The organism is Paenibacillus dendritiformis (genome assembly GCF_021654795.1).
GTDB lineage: Bacteria > Bacillota > Bacilli > Paenibacillales > Paenibacillaceae > Paenibacillus_B.
On the sequence record NZ_AP025344.1, the window covers coordinates 2,569,617 to 2,587,312 of the forward strand.

The 17,696-nt window shown below is 57.5% G+C and carries 16 protein-coding genes; 13 read left to right on the forward strand and 3 right to left on the reverse strand.

All coding sequences use genetic code 11. The annotated features are described in order from the left end of the window. Positions 1-38: 38 nt before the first annotated feature. The 8 genes from L6439_RS11245 (at position 39) to L6439_RS11280 (ending at position 9,668) form a co-directional block, all read left to right on the forward strand. Positions 39-809 carry an ABC transporter ATP-binding protein gene (locus L6439_RS11245; protein WP_213469740.1) on the forward strand — a complete coding sequence of 257 codons (771 nt, stop codon included), beginning with the start codon at positions 39-41 and terminating at the stop codon, positions 807-809. Beyond that, positions 784-2,709: an ABC transporter permease gene (locus tag L6439_RS11250; protein WP_213469741.1), complete on the forward strand. Its 1,926-nt coding sequence runs from the start codon at positions 784-786 to the stop codon at positions 2,707-2,709. Before L6439_RS11245 ends, L6439_RS11250 begins: the two co-directional genes overlap by 26 nt. A 107-nt stretch (positions 2,710-2,816) precedes the next feature. Further along, positions 2,817-3,524: a lipoprotein BA_5634 family protein gene (locus tag L6439_RS11255; protein WP_213469742.1), complete on the forward strand. Its 708-nt coding sequence runs from the start codon at positions 2,817-2,819 to the stop codon at positions 3,522-3,524. A gap of 609 nt (positions 3,525-4,133) precedes the next feature. Then, positions 4,134-5,960 carry an ABC transporter substrate-binding protein gene (locus L6439_RS11260; RefSeq protein ID WP_213469743.1) on the forward strand — a complete coding sequence of 609 codons (1,827 nt, stop codon included), beginning with the start codon at positions 4,134-4,136 and terminating at the stop codon, positions 5,958-5,960. Positions 5,961-6,013: 53 nt separating this feature from the next. Then, a complete protein-coding gene (locus tag L6439_RS11265; RefSeq protein ID WP_168181294.1) occupies positions 6,014-7,024 on the forward strand; it encodes an ABC transporter permease in 1,011 nt (336 codons plus the stop codon). Position 7,025: 1 nt separating this feature from the next. Continuing rightward, positions 7,026-7,862: an ABC transporter permease gene (locus tag L6439_RS11270; protein WP_213469744.1), complete on the forward strand. Its 837-nt coding sequence runs from the start codon at positions 7,026-7,028 to the stop codon at positions 7,860-7,862. A gap of 2 nt (positions 7,863-7,864) precedes the next feature. Next, positions 7,865-8,875, forward strand: coding sequence for an ABC transporter ATP-binding protein (locus L6439_RS11275; RefSeq protein WP_213469745.1), 1,011 nt, complete (start codon positions 7,865-7,867; stop codon positions 8,873-8,875). Next, positions 8,856-9,668 (forward strand): ABC transporter ATP-binding protein, encoded by an 813-nt coding sequence (locus L6439_RS11280; protein ID WP_213469746.1) that lies wholly within the window; start codon positions 8,856-8,858, stop codon positions 9,666-9,668. Before L6439_RS11275 ends, L6439_RS11280 begins: the two co-directional genes overlap by 20 nt. 80 nt (positions 9,669-9,748) lie before the next feature. Here L6439_RS11280 and L6439_RS11285 read toward each other — a convergent pair whose 3' ends face one another. Together L6439_RS11285 and L6439_RS11290 are read right to left on the reverse strand one after the other, a co-directional pair. Then, the gene (locus tag L6439_RS11285) at positions 9,749-10,186 is read right to left on the reverse strand and encodes a GNAT family N-acetyltransferase (protein ID WP_213469747.1); all 438 of its coding nucleotides are present in this window, start codon (positions 10,184-10,186) and stop codon (positions 9,749-9,751) included. Positions 10,187-10,480: 294 nt separating this feature from the next. Beyond that, positions 10,481-10,708, reverse strand: coding sequence for a hypothetical protein (locus L6439_RS11290; RefSeq protein WP_168182996.1), 228 nt, complete (start codon positions 10,706-10,708; stop codon positions 10,481-10,483). Positions 10,709-10,966: 258 nt separating this feature from the next. Here L6439_RS11290 and L6439_RS11295 point away from each other — a divergent pair, with 258 nt between their 5' ends. The 4 genes from L6439_RS11295 (at position 10,967) to zwf (ending at position 14,875) form a co-directional block, all read left to right on the forward strand. After that, complete coding sequence (locus tag L6439_RS11295; RefSeq protein WP_213469748.1) at positions 10,967-11,710, forward strand: winged helix-turn-helix domain-containing protein; 744 nt, start codon at positions 10,967-10,969, stop codon at positions 11,708-11,710. Between the two features lie 173 nt (positions 11,711-11,883). Further along, complete coding sequence (trxB, locus tag L6439_RS11300; protein WP_213469749.1) at positions 11,884-12,846, forward strand: thioredoxin-disulfide reductase; 963 nt, start codon at positions 11,884-11,886, stop codon at positions 12,844-12,846. Positions 12,847-12,946: 100 nt separating this feature from the next. Next, positions 12,947-13,186, forward strand: coding sequence for a glutaredoxin family protein (locus L6439_RS11305; protein ID WP_168182993.1), 240 nt, complete (start codon positions 12,947-12,949; stop codon positions 13,184-13,186). Between the two features lie 141 nt (positions 13,187-13,327). Next, positions 13,328-14,875: a glucose-6-phosphate dehydrogenase gene (gene zwf / locus L6439_RS11310; protein ID WP_213469750.1), complete on the forward strand. Its 1,548-nt coding sequence runs from the start codon at positions 13,328-13,330 to the stop codon at positions 14,873-14,875. A gap of 222 nt (positions 14,876-15,097) precedes the next feature. On the opposite strand, the gene L6439_RS11315 is transcribed toward zwf, so the two are convergent. Further along, complete coding sequence (locus L6439_RS11315) at positions 15,098-15,829, reverse strand: endonuclease/exonuclease/phosphatase family protein (protein ID WP_213469751.1); 732 nt, start codon at positions 15,827-15,829, stop codon at positions 15,098-15,100. Positions 15,830-16,105: 276 nt separating this feature from the next. Here L6439_RS11315 and L6439_RS11320 point away from each other — a divergent pair, with 276 nt between their 5' ends. Next, positions 16,106-17,548 carry a PAS domain S-box protein gene (locus L6439_RS11320; protein ID WP_213469752.1) on the forward strand — a complete coding sequence of 481 codons (1,443 nt, stop codon included), beginning with the start codon at positions 16,106-16,108 and terminating at the stop codon, positions 17,546-17,548. The last annotated feature ends 148 nt before the right edge of the window (positions 17,549-17,696 follow it).

A 17,696-nucleotide genomic window follows, 5' to 3' on the forward strand; every position in this document is an offset into this window, starting at 1 on the left:
GATGCAAGCTATCGAATCAAGGAGGCTGGTCAAGCACGATGGAAATTTTGCGAGTCAAGAACCTAAGCAAAATATATAAGGGAATGGTGTCTTATGAAGCATTGAGCAATATCGATCTGACGATTCAAAAAGGGGAGTTCGTCGGGATTATGGGTCCGTCCGGGAGCGGCAAGACGACGCTGCTCAATCTCGTGTCCACTATCGATGTCCCGACCTCGGGAGAGGTGTGGATCGACGGGAAAGAACCGCACAACCTGTCGATGGATGAGCTGGCCGTATTCCGGCGCCGCGAACTGGGCTTCGTGTTCCAGTCCTTCAACCTTCTTCAGACCTTGACCGTGAGGGAAAATATAATGCTGCCGCTGACGCTGGACGGTGCGGACATTGCACAGATGCGGGAACGGGCCGATCGGATTGCCGGCAAGCTGGGCATCGCCGACATCATGGAGAAGCGCACCTACGAGATCTCGGGCGGCCAGGCGCAGCGCGCCGCCATCGCCCGCGCGCTCATCCATGAGCCGAAGCTGGTGCTGGCCGATGAACCGACCGGGAACCTGGACTCCAAGGCGGCGCGCGACGTCATGGAACTGCTGAGCCAGCTCAACAAGGAGGATGAGGCGACGATGATGCTGGTTACTCATGATCCGGTGGCAGCGAGTTACTGCGATCGCGTCGTGTTCATCAAGGACGGCCGGCTCCATAACGAGGTGTACTGCGGCGACAGCCGATCTGCCTTCTACCAGAAGATTTTGAATGTGCTGTCGCTGTTGGGAGGGAACGGCCATGAATTTTCGCCAATTCGCGTATAACAACATTGTCCGCAACAAGCGGACATATATCGCCCATTTTCTGAGCAGCGCGTTCTCGGTCATGATCTTTTTCACCTATGCCCTGCTGCTGTTCCATCCGGATCTTCAGGGCCAGCTCCGCTCGACAAGCGAGACGATGAGCGTACTCAGCACGATGGGGATGAGAATTTCGCAGGTCATGATTTTTGTATTCTCGTTTATTTATTTGTTCTATTCGGTGAGCGCGTTTCTGAAAAACCGCAAAAAGGAATTCGGGCTGCTCCTCGTGCTTGGCATCTCGCGCCGGCAGCTAAGGCAGCTTATCTTCGTCGAGAATATGATTATCGGCACCGCCGCCATTGTGACCGGTATCGCGGTCGGATTGATCTTCGCGAAGCTGACGCTGTTGATCTGCGCGAAGATGCTGGTTATCTACGAGGGGCTGCGCTTCTACATTCCGCTGCGGGCGATCTGGACGACCGCCGGCGCCTTCCTGGTGCTGTTCCTCCTTATCGCGCTGTTTACGTCCCGCATCCGCAAGACGGAGCAACTGGTCGAGCTGTTGAAGTCGGAGGAGAAGCCGAAGCCCGAACCGAAGGCTTCATTATGGCTGTCTTTGCTGGCGGCCGTTCTGATCGGACTTGGCTATTACTGCGTCATGATGTTCGCCGTTGGGCGAATCTTCTCGTTCTTGCTGCTGTTCGGCGGGGTGACGCTCGTCGTGGCCGGGACCTACTGGCTGTTCACGCAGCTTAGCGTGTACGCCATCCGTGCGTTGAAGAAGCGCGTGAAGCTCTATTTTCATAAGACGAATTTGCTGACGCTGTCGGAGCTGGCCTACCGGATGAAGGACAATGCGGTCATGTTCTTCATGGTCGCCATTATTTCGGCCGTCGCCTTCACCGGTATCGGAACTTCGATGTCGATTGGCGATCCCGGCTTGCAGGAGATGATGAATCCGTATGCCTTTACCTATATTTCCAATGAAGGCAACGATCGCGAGCAGGAACATCTCGCCGCCATCGGGAAGGCGTTGTCCGAAGCGAATTTCACGTATCGGATGAGCAGCGTTGCGCCGTGGTATTCCGATAACGGGCTGCTCATCATGAAGCTTAGCGAGTATAACGGCCTGGCTGCCGCGCTCGGCTATGAAATGGAGACATTAGGCGATGATGAGGGGATGCTCGTTCCGACGAGTGTCAATTTGCAGACCCAGTACAAGAACGCGTCTGCGCAAGACTACGGGCCGGTAGACATTGTGGAAGGGGAATGGAGCGCTGATTTCCGCATTGCGAAGCTGGGAACGCATATCGTCTACCCGGAATACAGCACGCTCCTGATCGTGAGCGACGCGAGCTTCGAGCGCATCCCTGGCGTGAACGGTGCTCCCACAACTTACTTCCTGTTCGTCGTCGACCATTGGGAGAAATCGAAAGTCGTCTCCCAGCAGCTGCTGGATCAGATGGAGAAGGATTCGAAGCTGCATCCGGACCAGAATTTCAGGCTGGAAGCCCATATCTTCGACTGGCTTCAGATGAAGCAGGGCAATGGGCTGCTGCTGATCGTCAGTGTGCTGGTCGGCGTCGTGTTTTTCACCTTCGCGGCAAGCTTGCTCTACTTCCGGCTGTACGCCGATCTGGATCGGGATGAGCGGCAGTATCGGATGATCGCGAAGGTTGGCTTGAGCCGCAAGGAGCTGAAAAAGATGGTGACGCGCCAGTTGCTGCTTATGTTCTACCTGCCGATCGGCGTCGCCATCATTCACAGCAGTGTCGCCTTCATCGCGCTGCAGCAGCTCGTCAGCTTTTCCGTGGCAACGTCGGCTGTCATTATCTTTATTAGCTTTCTTACCATGCAGACGCTTTATTTCTTTGTTATCCGCTGGCGGTATTTGAATCATTTGTACGGGAAAATCAAGTAAGGCGGAGACAGCGGCGCGAGATGAGAACAGGATGAGAGCAAGAGAGGGCCGCAATGGTAAAGCGGGAATACGAAGATAGCGAGGATAGGAGAGAGGGAGAGGCATTCATGACAACAATTCGGGGTTGGACAAGAGGATTGGCCGCTATTCTGGCCATCGGCCTACTTAGCGCTTGCAGCTTGTTCGGAGGGGGAACGAAGGACGAGCCGCGGAACGGCATTCTGCTCCTCGGGGAGAAAGCGGTATTGGAGCAAGCCGCGGAGCGGCATCGCGATGCTATCGCGGCAAGCGAGTGGTATCCGGCGAAGAGAACGGAGACGGAAGAGAAGCAGATCTTGATCATGAGCCGGACGACCGCAGACAGCGTCGTCAGAACCGGTATTATTCGCAAGGCCGATAATAGTGATGACGTCTGGAGCTCCGATCCGATCAAGTCGCTCCCGGACGCGGAAGCGGGCCAGACGCTTCTGTTCGGGCACCCGACGATGAAGGATGTGAAGCGGTTCAACGTCGGAGGACAGGAGATCGCCCTGCAATACGGGAGCAACAGCTGGATCGGACATGTGCGCAATACCGCCTATGCCGAACTGATATTGGTGTTCGATGACGCGGCCTATGCGCAGTTGTCCATCCCGGAGACGCAGATGGCGCTGCTCCATCTGAAGCAGGCATACGGAGAGACGAAGGACGGCTGGATGGATCCGCCTCCGGAGCGGGTGCTGGCCAATACCGAGTGGCTGAAGCTAACGAAGGATATGAAGGCACGCGCCGACCATCTGGAAGGCGTGACGATCATCTCGCATAATCAAGAGTGAAGGAAGACCGCCCCGCGCAAGGGCGGTCTTTCGTTATGATCCGTCCCGAAATCGATGCAGCCGTGTCAGACGGGGCGCGAAAATGTTGTCCTCTGTGGATGGAAAAATAGTGGAACTGTCTATACAAAGCGGACAAAAGGGGGATTTGCTTGGATGTAAGAAAAAATCATTATATAGTTATGGACAGTTTGTTTTATTCAATATATAGGGAATCTGCCGCTGGGAAATGACTATCTCTTTTGTAATATAGTGTCCACTATTTGAAAGACATTTCTTCCGATTTTCCTTCGTAAAAGGACGGAGAGCTGAATCGCGCCAACCATACAGCAGGGCGGATAGAATGCGCCCTGCCATACGCTGCGGCCGTCTGTTTCGTTGCAGCCGGTTGAACGCCTGAAGCAAGGCGAACGCTGCGCTCCGCAGCCGCGTTCTTCCGCAAGATGGACTCGGCATATCAATTTGGCCGCAGCCGGGAATTGTCCTTGACATAATACTGAAGGGGAACGAATACAATGGGTTCATCTCGGAGGGCACTATTGATTGTAATCGCTTCCAATAAAGAGGCGCAACGCTTGTGTCTTCCGTGCAGGAGAGAATGGAGGGATTCCGATGAAGCTTGTCAGCGCATTTCGTCCTATCTTGGCAACCGTGGTGGCTCTATTGCTGCTTGCCGGATGCACGGGAGGGGCGACGCCTCCGCCGGTCAGCCAGTCCGCCGACCCGGGAGGCGGTTCGAAGGCGGCCCCGCCGCCGTCATCCGATCCGAAGACGCCCGCTGAGGGGGCGAAGGAGACGCCGCGTCAGGAGACGTTGTATGTGAACGGCTTGCAGTGGGGGCCTCCGACCAACTTCAACCTGTTAAGCGGCAACCCGTCTTTTCCGATCGAATACGGGAGCGCGCGCGAGCTCGTCTACGAGACGATGTTCATGATCAACCAGCTGGACGGCGGGATTGAACCTCTGCTCGGAACCGAATTTGAATGGACGGACGATCTGACGCTGCGCATCGGCCTGAACCCGAAGGCCGCGTGGAGCGACGGGCAGCCCTTCACAGCGGACGATGTCGTGTATACGTACGGCCTGGGCAAGAGGTACGACATTAACTGGAGCAGCTTCTGGACGTATATAGAGGACGTCACGGCCGAGGGGACCAATACCGTACAGATTAAGCTGAAGCCTTCGAACCCGAATAAGCTGACCGTTCTCGACAGCATTGTCTTGATCCCGATGCTGCCGAAGCATATTTGGGAGGAGCTGGAGAAAAAGGCGAACAATGATCTGTCGGCGCTGCGCAAGGAAGTGAATGCGGATCCGATTGGGACGGGGCCGTACAAGATGCATTTCTACAACGATCAAAAGATAACGCTTGTCCGCGATGACAACTATTGGGGCCAGGCCTTGTTCGGCAAGCTGCCTGCGCCGAAATACATTACGCATATTATTTTCAAGGACAATGCGGCCGGCGATCTCGCCCTGAAAAGCGGTCAAGTGGACGTATCGCAGCAGTTCATTCCGCAAGTATGGAAGATGTGGGAGGACGGAGCGCCGATAAAGACGTTCCTGCCCGATCCGCCGCATTATGTGCCGGGCTCGATGCCGTCCGTTTTCTTCAACCTGTCGAAGCCGGGCCTGGATCAGCCGGAAGTGCGAAGAGCGATTGCGATGAGCATCGACTATCAGAAAATCGCCGAGCTGGCCATAAGCGGCTATTCGGCGCCGATGCAGCCGTCGCTCACCCTCAATACGGACGCGGAAGCGAAGTACGTCGATTGGGAGGCGATTCGGGCTCTGCAATGGTCGACGGACATCGACGGGGCGAACGCGCTGCTGGACAGCGTCGGGGCCGAGAAGGGGAAGGACGGCATCCGCGTCCTGAACGGCGTCCGGCTCGGGCCTTATGAGATCGAATGCCCGTACGGCTGGTCCGACTGGAACGCCGCCCTCGAGATTGTGGCGCAGAGCGCGAAGAAGATCGGCATCGAGATCCGGACCAAGTTCCCGGAAGCGCCGATCTGGACGAACGACCTCCAGACCGGGAAGTTCGATATCATCATGAACACGCCGGCCGGCGGCGTGAATCCGAGCCAGCCATGGGACCGGGCGCGAACGATTATGTACTCGAAAGGCGTCGCTCCGCTGGGCGAGATGGCGTTCTGGAATTGGGGGCGGTACCGGAACGATCGGGCGGATGCCATCATTGAGCAGATCCCGACTGTCTCGGATGAAGCCGAGTTGAAGAAGCTGTATACCGAGCTGACCCAGATCTGGCTGAAGGACATTCCATCGATTCCGCTGATGTACCGGCCGTGGGAATTCCACACGGTGAATGAATCGGTATGGAAGGGCTTCCCGGTGAGCGGCGACGGCACCAACATTCCGCCTCAGATTGGGATGGACGGAGCCGGCATCAAGGCCTTGTACCAGATCCATAACTAGGCCGGGCAGGGAAGCGGCCATGTGCCAATACACGGCGCGGAGGAGGGATGCGGTTGAATGCCTATTCCAAATATTTTCTCAAAAAGCTGGTCTGGTATGGAGTTACCTTCATCATTGCTATCGGGCTGAACTTCCTGCTTCCGAGACTGATCGAAGGCAATCCGGTCAGCATGATTGCGGCGAAGATGACGAAGGGCATGACGGACAGCGATTCGATCAAGCGGGTGTACGAGACCTTCATACAGGAATTCGGGATCGATCAGCCGCTGGGGACGCAGTTTTTGATTTATGTCAAAAATTTGTTCGCGGGCGACCTTGGCACGTCGTTCGGGCTGTATCCGAAAAAGGTAACCGAGATTTTGGCCTCCGCCGTTCCGTGGACGGTAGGCCTGCAGCTTCCGGCCATTCTCGTCGGCTGGATTATCGGCAATATACTTGGTGCGGTAGCCGCCTATAAGAAGGGCATTTACGACAAGGTCATCTTTCCGGCGGCGCTGTTCGTCAATTCGATTCCGTTCTTCACGCTGGCCATTATCATGCTGTACCTGTTCGGCCTGACCTTGCACTGGTTCCCGCTCTCGGGAGGCTACGACTACCAGCTGGCGCCGCAGTTCAGTCTCGAATTCGTCGGCTCTGTCCTGCGGCATCATACGCTGCCGTTCCTGTCCATCGTGCTCGTCACGATTGGCGGCCAGGCAATCGGCATGCGAGAGATGTCCATCTATGAGCTGAACTCCGACTATGTACGGTACAGCAAGCTGCTCGGAATACGGGATGCCCGCGTAGCCGGTTATGTATTCAAAAATGCGATGCTGCCCCAGATCACCGGGTTAGCCCTGTCCATCGGCACGATGATTGGCGGATCGCTTATCTGCGAGATCGTGTTCAGCTATCCCGGTCTGGGCACCTGGCTGTTCACCGCGATTCGGCAGCTCGATTATCCGCTGATCTCCGGCTGCACGCTGCTTATCGCCATCTCCGTGCTGCTGGCCAACTTCACGATCGAGATCGTGTACGGAATGATTGATCCCCGCATCAAGGCGGCTCAAATGGAGGAACGTTAATATGAGCCATTCGATACGCATTTTGACGAAATCGCCGAAGTTCATGGCGGGCGCCGTCACCTTTTCCGTTATGGTCCTGTTCGTTCTCATTTACCCCCTCATCAACCGGAACGATCCGCTGGAGATGATCGCGCTCGCGTTCCAGCCGCCGGGCGGAGATTTGCTGCTCGGATCGGATAATTTCGGCCGGGACGTGTTCCTTCAATTGGTCTATGGCATCAAGACGTCGATCAAGGTCGGGCTGATTGCGGGCGTATGCGCGACGGTCCTCGGGCTGGTCATCGGCCTCTGCTCCGGCTATATCGGCGGGCTCGTCGATAATCTGCTGACGGCGGTAACCAATATCTTCATCGTCATTCCGTCCTTCATCATCCTCATTCTCGTCTCTGTCAGCATCGACTCGCGCAGCTCGCTCGTGACGGCGCTCATTATCGGCATCACAAGCTGGCCGTGGACGGCGCGCGCCGTCCGGGCGCAGACGGTGTCGCTGCGGAACCGGGATCATGTTCATATCGCCAAAATATCGGGCCACAACACTTCACGCATTATCGTATTCGAGATTTTGCCGTACATCGCTTCCTATGTCGTGATGGCGTTCGTCCTGCAGACCGCGTCCGGCATCTTGTCGGAGGCGTCGATCAGCATGCTCGGCCTGGGCCCGTACAACACGATCTCGCTCGGCATATTGATGAACTGGGCGCTCGTGTTCGAGGCGCCGGTGGCAGGCGCCTGGTGGGCCTTCATCCCGGCGGCGTTCGCGATTGCCATCATTACGTTCTCGCTCTATCTGATGAATACCGGAATGGATGAAATATTCAATCCGAAAATTAGGAGCTGACTATGAGCACACCGATATTGGAAGTGAGCGGCTTGAAAACGTATTACCGGACACGGCTGAAGGAGGAAGTGCATGCGGTGGACGGGGTTGATTTTGCGCTAGAGGAAGGGAAGACGCTGGGCATCGCGGGGGAATCCGGCTGCGGGAAGTCGACGCTTGCGCTCAGCCTGATGGGCTTCTACGCTCCGCCGCTGCATTACCGCAGCGGCTCGATCACGATCGGCGGCACGGACATCATGAAGCTGAGCCGGGAGGAGCTGCGAACCCGCATACTGGGCCGAAGCATCGCTTATATTCCACAGGCGGCGATGAACGCGCTCAATCCGACGCAGAGGATTATCCGCTTCATCGAGGATGTGATGAAGGAGCACCGGCCCGAGCTGAGCCGGAAGCAGGTGCAGGCATTGGCCGCCGAACGGCTGGAGTCGCTGAATCTGCCGGTAAAGGTATTGCATGCGTTCCCGAGTGAGCTCTCGGGCGGCATGAAGCAGCGGACGGTGATCGCGATCTCGACGATCCTGAATCCGGCCGTCCTGATCGCGGATGAGCCTACCTCGGCGCTGGACGTCACTTCGCAGAAGAGCGTCGTCAAGCTGCTGAAGGATCTGCTCGCCAACAAATTCATTCGCTCGCTCGTCTTTATTACGCATGAGCTGCCGCTCCTGTACCATGTCACCGACGAGATTATGGTGATGTACGCCGGGCAGATTGTGGAGCGGGGCACGGCGGAGCAGATGATCTTCGATCCGGTTCATCCTTATACGAAGAAGCTGATGGGCTCGATCATCGTGCCGGAAGCGGGCATGAAGGGGCATAAGCTGTCTGCGATTCCGGGGGCGCCCCCGAATCTGAAGCAGCCGATCACAGGCTGCCGCTTCGCCGAACGATGCGAATACGCGCGGGAGGCATGCAGGGAGGCCCCGATCGCAAGCAGGCTGGATGAGGGACGGCGGTACCGCTGTCTGTTCGATGCCGGGACGCTAAGGGAGTGGTATGCCAGTGACAAAGACTAGCGGCGAAGTTCTGCTGCGCGGTGAGCGGGTCAGCAAAATATTCGGATATGGCAAGCAGCGCACGGCGGCGGTGCGGGAGGTCGACTTCGCGATTCATGAAGGCGAGATCATCTCGATCGTGGGAGAGAGCGGCAGCGGCAAGACGACGCTCGCGAAGATCATGATGGGGCTGCTGCGGGAGTCGGCGGGGCGCATCGATTATAAGGGCCGGCCCCGCAATCTGCGTTCGCATGCGAAGCGGCGGGCGTATTGGAAGGAGTTCCAGGCGATATTCCAGGATCCGTTCGCCGCGTTCAATATGTTCTATAAGGTGGAAAAGCTGCTGCTGGACTGCATCCGCCTCCAGGGGTTGAAGCTGACGAAGGAGGAGCAGCAGCAGCGGATGACGGAGGCTTGCTCGTTCGTCAACCTGGAGTTCAAGGAGCTGTACAACAAATATCCGTTCGAGCTGTCCGGCGGCCAGATGCAGCGGCTGATGATCGCGCGCATCTTCATGCTGCACCCGAAGGTGCTGATCGCGGATGAGCCGACCTCGATGGTCGACGCGTGCTCGCGCTCGACGATACTGGATATGCTGATGAAGCTGCGGGAAGACAACAATATGACGATTCTGTTCATTACGCATGATGTCGGCCTGGCTTATTATGTAAGCGATACGATCTATATTATGGAGCAGGGGCGGATCGTGGAGCGCGGCCCGGCGGAGGAGATCATTTTGCGCCCGCAGCATCCCTATACGAGCCAGTTGATTGCGGATGTTCCGAAAATTTATGAAGCTTGGGATTTGTCTTAAAGGTTCCAGTGGGAATAGGTTTAGCCCCGGCGGCGGATCGGACAGCGGCGTATATCGAGTCCGCCGATCCTGCCGCCGGTCTATAGCGGCTTGACGAAGCCATAGGCCGCATCCTTCAAGAAGCCCAGCTTCTCATAGAAGCGGTGCGCGTCGCTGCGCCAGGTGCTGGAGAAGAGCATAACGCTGTGGCAGCCGCGCTCCTGCGCCGCTTGCTCTACCGCTTGGACGAGCATTTGTCCGATGCCGGAACGATGGAACGCCTCGGTCACAATCATGTTCTCCAGCACCATGAACGGGCGGCAGTCCCCGGTCAGGTCCTGGCATGCAATGCCCATGACCGAACCGGCGAGCCGACCGGATTCATGCACGGCCCCGAGCAGCAAGTAATCCGGGTGGTCCTGAAGCAGGGCGAATTTCTCCCGCAGCCGTTCCCGATTCGTCGCGCTGCCATCCAGTTCGGTATATAAGACCGCCAACTCCTCAAGCTGATCGGCCGTAATGGGGGCAATTCGAATCATCGCCGCGCCTCCCCGCTTTATCCTTTTCGCTGCCATTCGTTGGCATACGTTGACTCCATTGTAGTCGCACGGCTGCCTGCAGGCAACACCCATTCGAAGCCCAAGCGGAGCGGTTATAGGCGAATATCGTCGTCAGCGCGTCGCCGCGGACAGAGAAAATGCGCCTCCCGCCGGACCGTCCGGCAGGATGCGCATTGGGGTCATGGATTTATGGGCGGCTTCCTTGAACCGCCGATCCCTGCGGCCGCTGCCATCCTGCGCCAGAGGGGCAGGCGGCAAGGCAGGAAGGGTTGTCTATTCATCGGGCTGCAGGCTTGGGATCGCCGTGAAGAACACATCGAGAAGATCTTTGCGGAACGTCTCCCGGACATACTCCGTTATCTGATCGAGTTCCTGTTCCGAAGTATATTCGAGTACGGGCCGCCCCTCGCATTTTAACACCCGGCAGTTATATTTTTCCCTTACCTGATCGATGATAACATCCTGACTTACAGCAGCGGAGCCCATTGCTTCAATCGCCATGCTTATTCCTCCTTAATGAGCTGCGTATGGCCATGATATAATTCCTTTCTATCAAGTTTCTCTCCGGTTGTCTGTGACGAATATCATAGACGGCGAAATGGGGCCCGGCACAGCATGGGCCTATTCCGGCAGAGACTGACTATTGTTGACTTTTGCGCCCCGCCTTCTTATATTAATACTAACTCTAAAATGGAGGGTCGGCATGGCCTGCCATGCTATCCCCGAAGAGGAGTTTATCGGCAAAGGAGTGTGTGCGGCGTGCAGTCATTCGAAGACAACGGTTCCGTCGATGACGGAAAGACAATGACCCTTGCGGATGATGAACTGGGGCAATTCTGCGAGACGACCCGGCGGATCGTGATCGTCAGCCCTTTCCCGGCTTCGATCCGCTCGCTGTTCGTCGCGTTAACGATACGCTGTTATGATGTGCTGCTCTTCCATCAGGAGCATGATCCGATGTTGCAGACGATGGACAGCGATCTGGTCATCGTCGATCGGACGAAGGCGGTTCCGGCAGACCCGTCCGCCACGATCCCGGGGAACCATGGCGCTATCCTGCTGCTTCATGGCGAAGGCTCGGAGAAGGGGCCGGATGAGCAAGGAAGGGAAGTGATGATCTGGCCATGCCCGATCGAAGCCGCCCTGGCGCGAATCGAAGAGCTGGCCAGCCGGAACGATGCCCAGCCGGCGGGAGCGGGCAGCGAGCTGCTGCGCTTCAAGGATGTCGTGGTCGATCTGAAGCGCATCACGGTGCAGCGGGGAGGCGCCAAGATCGAGCTGACGCGAACCGAGTTCGACGTGCTGAAGGGGCTGCTGCTGAATGGCGGCGGCGTCATGACCCGGCAGCAGATTATGGAGTTCGTCTGGGGCGAATCGTATATGGGCGGCAGCAATGCGATCGATGTCCATATCAAAAGCCTCCGCCAGAAGCTCGGCGACGCGCCGAAGCATCCGAAGTACATTGCCACGGTCCGTGGAATCGGCTACCGGATAGCCGATTAGGACATCGATAGCGAATCATCTTCATGAACCCTTCATGATTCCTTCATGAAGGGTTCATTGTGTCTTCATCAAGCCTTCATGATGAACCGCCGCAGAGATGGTAAGATAGGTTCTGCAAGCAAGGAAGCCTGATTTCATTTCAATAGGATTCGATAGATGATGGAGATGATCTTATGTACAGGACGGTCATTGTCGGTACGGGGCCTGCCGGATTGACGGCGGCGATTTATTTGGCGCGCGCGAACCTGAGCCCGCTGATTATCGAAGGGCCGGAGCCCGGAGGCCAGTTGACGACGACGACGGAAGTGGAAAATTTCCCCGGATTTCCGGACGGCATTATGGGGCCGGAACTGATGGACAATATGCGTAAGCAGGCCGAACGCTTCGGCGCGGAGTTCCGTACCGGCTGGGTCACGGACACGGATTTGTCCAAGCGGCCGTTCACCTTGTCGGTCGAAGGGATGGGCAAGATTCAGGCCGAGTCGATCATTATATCGACCGGCGCTTCCGCGAAATATCTCGGCATTCCGGGCGAGAGGGACAACGTCGGCCGCGGCGTCAGCACGTGCGCGACCTGCGACGGGTTCTTCTTCCGCAACAAGAAGATTGTCGTCATCGGCGGCGGCGACTCCGCGATGGAGGAAGCCAACTTCCTGACGCGCTTCGCTTCCGAAGTCGTGCTGGTCCACCGCCGCACGGAACTGCGCGCCTCCAAGATCATGCAGGAACGGGCGCGCCAGAACGGCAAGATTCGCTGGTCCCTGAACCGCACCCCGCTGGAAGTGATGGCGGGCGAGCATGGCGTCACCGGCTTGAAGGTGCGGAACAATGAGACTGGCGAAGAGGAGATCATCGCGACGGACGGCATATTCGTGGCGATCGGCCATACGCCGAACACGAAGTTCCTGGCCGGCCAGCTTCACGCCGATGAGCAGGGCTATCTGCTCGTCAAGCCGGGCACGACCGAGACGAACATTCCCGGCGTATTCGCCTGCGGGGATGTGCAGGATAACCGGTACCGCCAGGCGATTAGCGCCGCAGGCACGGGCTGCATGGCCGCGCTGGACTGCGAGCGTTACTTGGAGAGCATGGAGAGCGAGGATAGCGCGAGCGCCGCGGAAGGGGTCCAAGCATAAATCGCCGGGTCTGGCGCGGCGAACGAAGCCGGTGCGGGCCCACCAGGAGCGGGCTGCGGCAAACATGCCAGCGGATCGCGAGTAAAGGGGATACGAAACCATGGATAGGAAAGTAATCGTCTATACCAGCACCTACTGCCAATATTGCACCCAAGTCAAAAGATTCCTGGGCGATCGGAACGTCGCTTTTGAAGAGCGGAACATCGACCAGGATGAGAAATATGCCGAAGAGCTATGGAACACCGGCATGCGAGCGGTGCCGGTGACGCTCATCGGGGAGACGAAAATCCTCGGCTTCAACCAGATTCAACTGAACGAAGCGCTGGCCGCCCGCGCATGATCGGGGAGCGGCGAGAGGCCTTGGCGGCCTTGCATAGATACGGCAATCACGAAATCCGCTCTATGGGCGGATTTCTCCTTATATATGAAGATGACAGAGATGCAGCACTTGCTTGGAGCTGTGGATAGGAGGCCATCATAGATGAATGCAGCAACTTTACTACTGTTCGGAGCGACGGGGGATTTGGCGAAGCGCAAAATCTATCCCGCCCTCTTTAACCTGCATCTGGACCGCAAGCTGCCTGCCGGCTTTTCCGTATTCGGCATGGGACGCAGTTCATGGAGCGACGAGGAATTCCGCCGCCGCATAGCGGAATCGATAAGCGGCTTCTCCCGCCGGCCGGCTCCGGACGAGGCGGAGCTGAACGCGTTCCTGGATCGGTTCCGCTTCTGCCGCCTGAACGTGGCGGTTCCCGAAGATTTCGCGCGGCTGCTGGAACAGGTGCGGCAGCGCGAGCGGGAGCTTGGCATCGCCGAGAACCGGATGTTCTATCTCTCGGTCGCGCCCGAGTTGTTCGAGCCGATCGTCCGCCGCCTTCATGACAGCGGCTTGAGCAGCGTTACCGGTTGGAAGCGGCTCCTGATCGAGAAGCCGTTCGGCCGCGATCTGGCTTCGGCCCGCGCGTTGAATGCCCTGCTGGGCAGCGTCTTCCGCGAGGAGGAAATCTTCCGGATCGATCATTACCTCGGCAAGCGGATGGTGCAGAACCTGCAGAAGCTTGAATATACGAATCCGATGCTCCAGGCGGTCTGGAAGAATCAATATATCGCCAACGTGCAGATTACGGCGAGCGAGACGGTCGGCGTAGAGGAGCGTGCGGCCTATTACGACGAGGCGGGCGCCATCCGCGACATGGTGCAGAATCATCTGCTCCAAGTATTGGCGATGTTCGCCATGCAGCTTCCGCGCCGCGGCACGGCGGCGGATATGGCCGCCAAGAAGCGCGCGCTGCTGGCCTCGATGCGTCCGGTGCCGAAGGAGGAAGCGGAACGCTTCGTCGTGCGCGGCCAGTATGCGGCGGGAGCCGTTGGCGGACTACCGGTGCCGGGCTACCGGGACGAGCCCGGCACCGGGGAGGACTCCGGCAATGATACGTACGTAGCGGCGCGCCTCATGATCGATAATTATTTCTGGCAAGGGGTTCCCTTCTACTTGCGCACCGGGAAGCGGATGGCGGAGAAGTCGACCCGCATCGTGGTTGAATTCAAGGACCCGCTGGACAAATACAGCCGCACGAACGAGCTGACCGCGCCGAATCTGCTGATTATCGATATCGGTCCGCAGGAGGGGATCACGCTCCAATTGAACGCGAAGGACGGGAAGCACGGGAAGCACGGCATCAAGCCGGAGCCGGTCCGCCTGCATTACGCCGCTGATCAGAACGGCGTTCCCGAAGCTTATGAGAATCTGATGGAAGGGGCGATCCTGGGGGATGCCTCCTTCTTCGCCCGTTGGGACGAAGTGGAGTTGTCCTGGCAATGGATTCAGCCGATATTGGAAGCCTTCGCGGAGAATCGGGTGCCGCTGCATTTCTATGAGGCGGGCAGCGAAGGCCCGGAAGCGGCGCAGCGTCTGCTGGAGGAAGATGGCTTCCATTGGTGGCCGCTGGCCGGACCCGAAGCGGAACCGAAGCAAGATGCGGATGGTTCGGAAGCGGAACCCGAGGCTGTCTATGAAGCGGTCCGATGAGCGGGCGGCAGCGCTCGTTCTCTTATAACCCCCTGATAGAGCAGGTATAGACGAAGGGCCCGGACGACGGTACGGGGAAGCGGGCAGCGGCCAGGCCAAGGAGCTCTGAGACCATGAAGCTCTGAAGCTAAGCTAGCGCCGGATATGCCGTGAACGGCTCTTGCCGCAGCGCCGCAAGCATCGGCCTCCATGGAAGGCAATGGCTTGCGGCGCTGCTTCGATCTACCGGATCGATAAGGCGGCGGCGATCGGATAATGATCCGATGCCACCGAACGGACGACTTCCCGCCGGGCGCCGACGGCGATGCCATCGTTGACGAGAATATAGTCGATCGTCTCCTTGGCTCCGCCGGCCGGATAGGTATAGGCTGCGGGAAGATCGGCGAATACGTTGCGGTAGGAGCGGGACATCGCGGCGAGTTCCGGGCTGTCCGGAAGGGCATTGAAGTCGCCGGTTATAATCGCCGCGCCGGTCTGCCGGGCGGCGATATCGACAATTTGGGATATTTGCGTTAACCGCTCCTGCCGCTCCAGCCCGAGATGGGTGACATAGAAGCGGACTCTCGCATCCTCGACGACCAGCTCGGCCTCCAGCAAGCCGCGCTGCTCCCGGCCGGCGCTGTCCAGCAAATAATGCTGCTGATGGACAATCGGGTATTTGCTTAGGATCCCGATGCCGTATTGCCTCCGCTCGGTTCGCCCCGGCTCGGGATCACCGTCCAGGTTAGCGCCGTATGCATACTGCATCCCCAGGCGGGCGGCCAATACCATAATCGTATCTTCATAATTGCTCCGCTTGTCGAAATGGCGGTCCACCTCCTGCAGGCCGATGACGTCGGCCCCCGCTCTGCGGATAACGTCCGCTATCCGTGCCGGATCATACCGGTCATCCATTCCGCGCCCATGCTGAATGTTGTACGACATGACGGTAAGCGATGCTGCGCACTCTGTCATGAACTCACCCCTGAATCGTAGCGTAGTCTCCTCTCCTGCTAACGTTGGCACAGATGAAGGCCGCAGTCAATGGGGCGGCGCGCGCCGGTTTTTCGGAGCCTGGGCCCTGTTCAATATTTTGGAAAAACTTTATCTTCGGGCACGAGGAAATTTGTAGGAGGCAGCGAATATTTTCGTACACAACAGAAAATTGGAGATTCCCGTTCCTGGATAAAGACAGAAATCATTCCGCTTGAAGGGCATTTGGGGATGTGGCGCTTGAAAGGGGATACTCTTATGCATTTGAAGCAAATTGACTTGTTCGATTTCGCTTTTAACAATGCGTCTATCGGGATGTCGATCGTGTCACTGGAAGGCCGGTTCATCCAGGTCAACCGGGCCTTGTGCAGCATGCTTGGCTACGATGAGCGAGAATTGCTGGCCATGAATTTTCAGTCGATTACCCATCAGGATGATCTTGAAGAAAACCTGGAATATGTCTATCAGCTCCTGAACATGAAGATTGAAGCATACCATATGGAAAAGCGGTACATACATAAGCAAGGTCATCCGGTATGGTGTCTGGTGAACGTCTCCGTCGTGCACAACGAGAAAGGGGAGCCCGTTTTTTTGTTCTCGCAGTTCCATGATATTACGGCCAAGAAAATGACGGAATTCGCGCAGCGAAAAACGGAAAGCGTGCTTCGGGAGAGGGAGGAGTCGTTCCGCATCCTGCTGGAGGAATTGCCGCTCGCCGTGATCATTACCCGGGGCGGAATCTGCCAGTACGTCAACCAGGCGGGAATTCAATTGCTCGGCGCGCGCGGCCCCGAGGAGGTACTGGGCGTATCCACGAAGGAGTTCGTCGATCCGGCCAATCATGACAAGATTGACGACAGGAGGCGCAGATACCATCAGGGAGGGAAGCTGGGCACCGTTAAATATAAGCTCCGCTGCTATAACGGAGTGACTAAATTTGCCGAAGGCGTCTCGATACCGACAACATTTCTCGGCGAACCGGCGGTGATTGGCGTTTTTCAGGATGTGACGGAGCGGAGGAAGGAAGAGGAGCGCATCATCCAGTCGGAGAAGCTGTCGATCGTCGGGCAGCTTGCGGCCGGAATCGCCCATGAGATACGCAACCCGATCACCTCGATCAACGGCTTTCTCAAATTGCTGCGATCCTTGAAAAGCGAGAAGGAGCAATATTACGACATCATCGAATCGGAGCTGAAGAGCATCGAGATCATCTGCAACGAGCTGCTTATTTTGGCGAAGCCGAATATGGTATCGGCCCGGCGCGCGAACCTGGTGCAGCTGCTGGAGCAGAGCATCGCGCTGATGAGCGCTCAGGCGGCGATGAAGAACAGCGCGATTGCGGCCGAGTATGCGCTAGAGGAGATCTGGCTGCACTGCGAGCCGAATCAGATCAAGCAGGTGTTCGTCAATTTAATTAAAAATGCAATCGAAGCGATGCCGGACGGCGGGCATATTTATATCGGAGCAAGCGTGAGAGACGGCTTCGCGCTCATTACGATCGAAGACGAGGGATGCGGCATTCCTCCGGAGAAGCTGGACATGCTGGGCCAGCCGTTCTATACGACGAAGGATTCCGGGACGGGGCTCGGCCTGATGGTCAGCTACAACATTATGGACAATCACGGCGGGAGCATTGCGGTGGACAGCATGCCGCAGCGGGGGACGACGTTCACGGTGACGCTCCCGGTTCTCGATACGTAGGCGCGGCGGCGGCTTGAGCGAAGCAGGGAGCTGATTCGGCACGAAGAACGGCAGACAAAAGCACTTCCGAAGCGCAGGGACGGATTCGCGCCAATGGAGGTGCTTTTTGCCGCAGGCGCGGAAAGGGGCTAGTTCAAATTTCATCTAT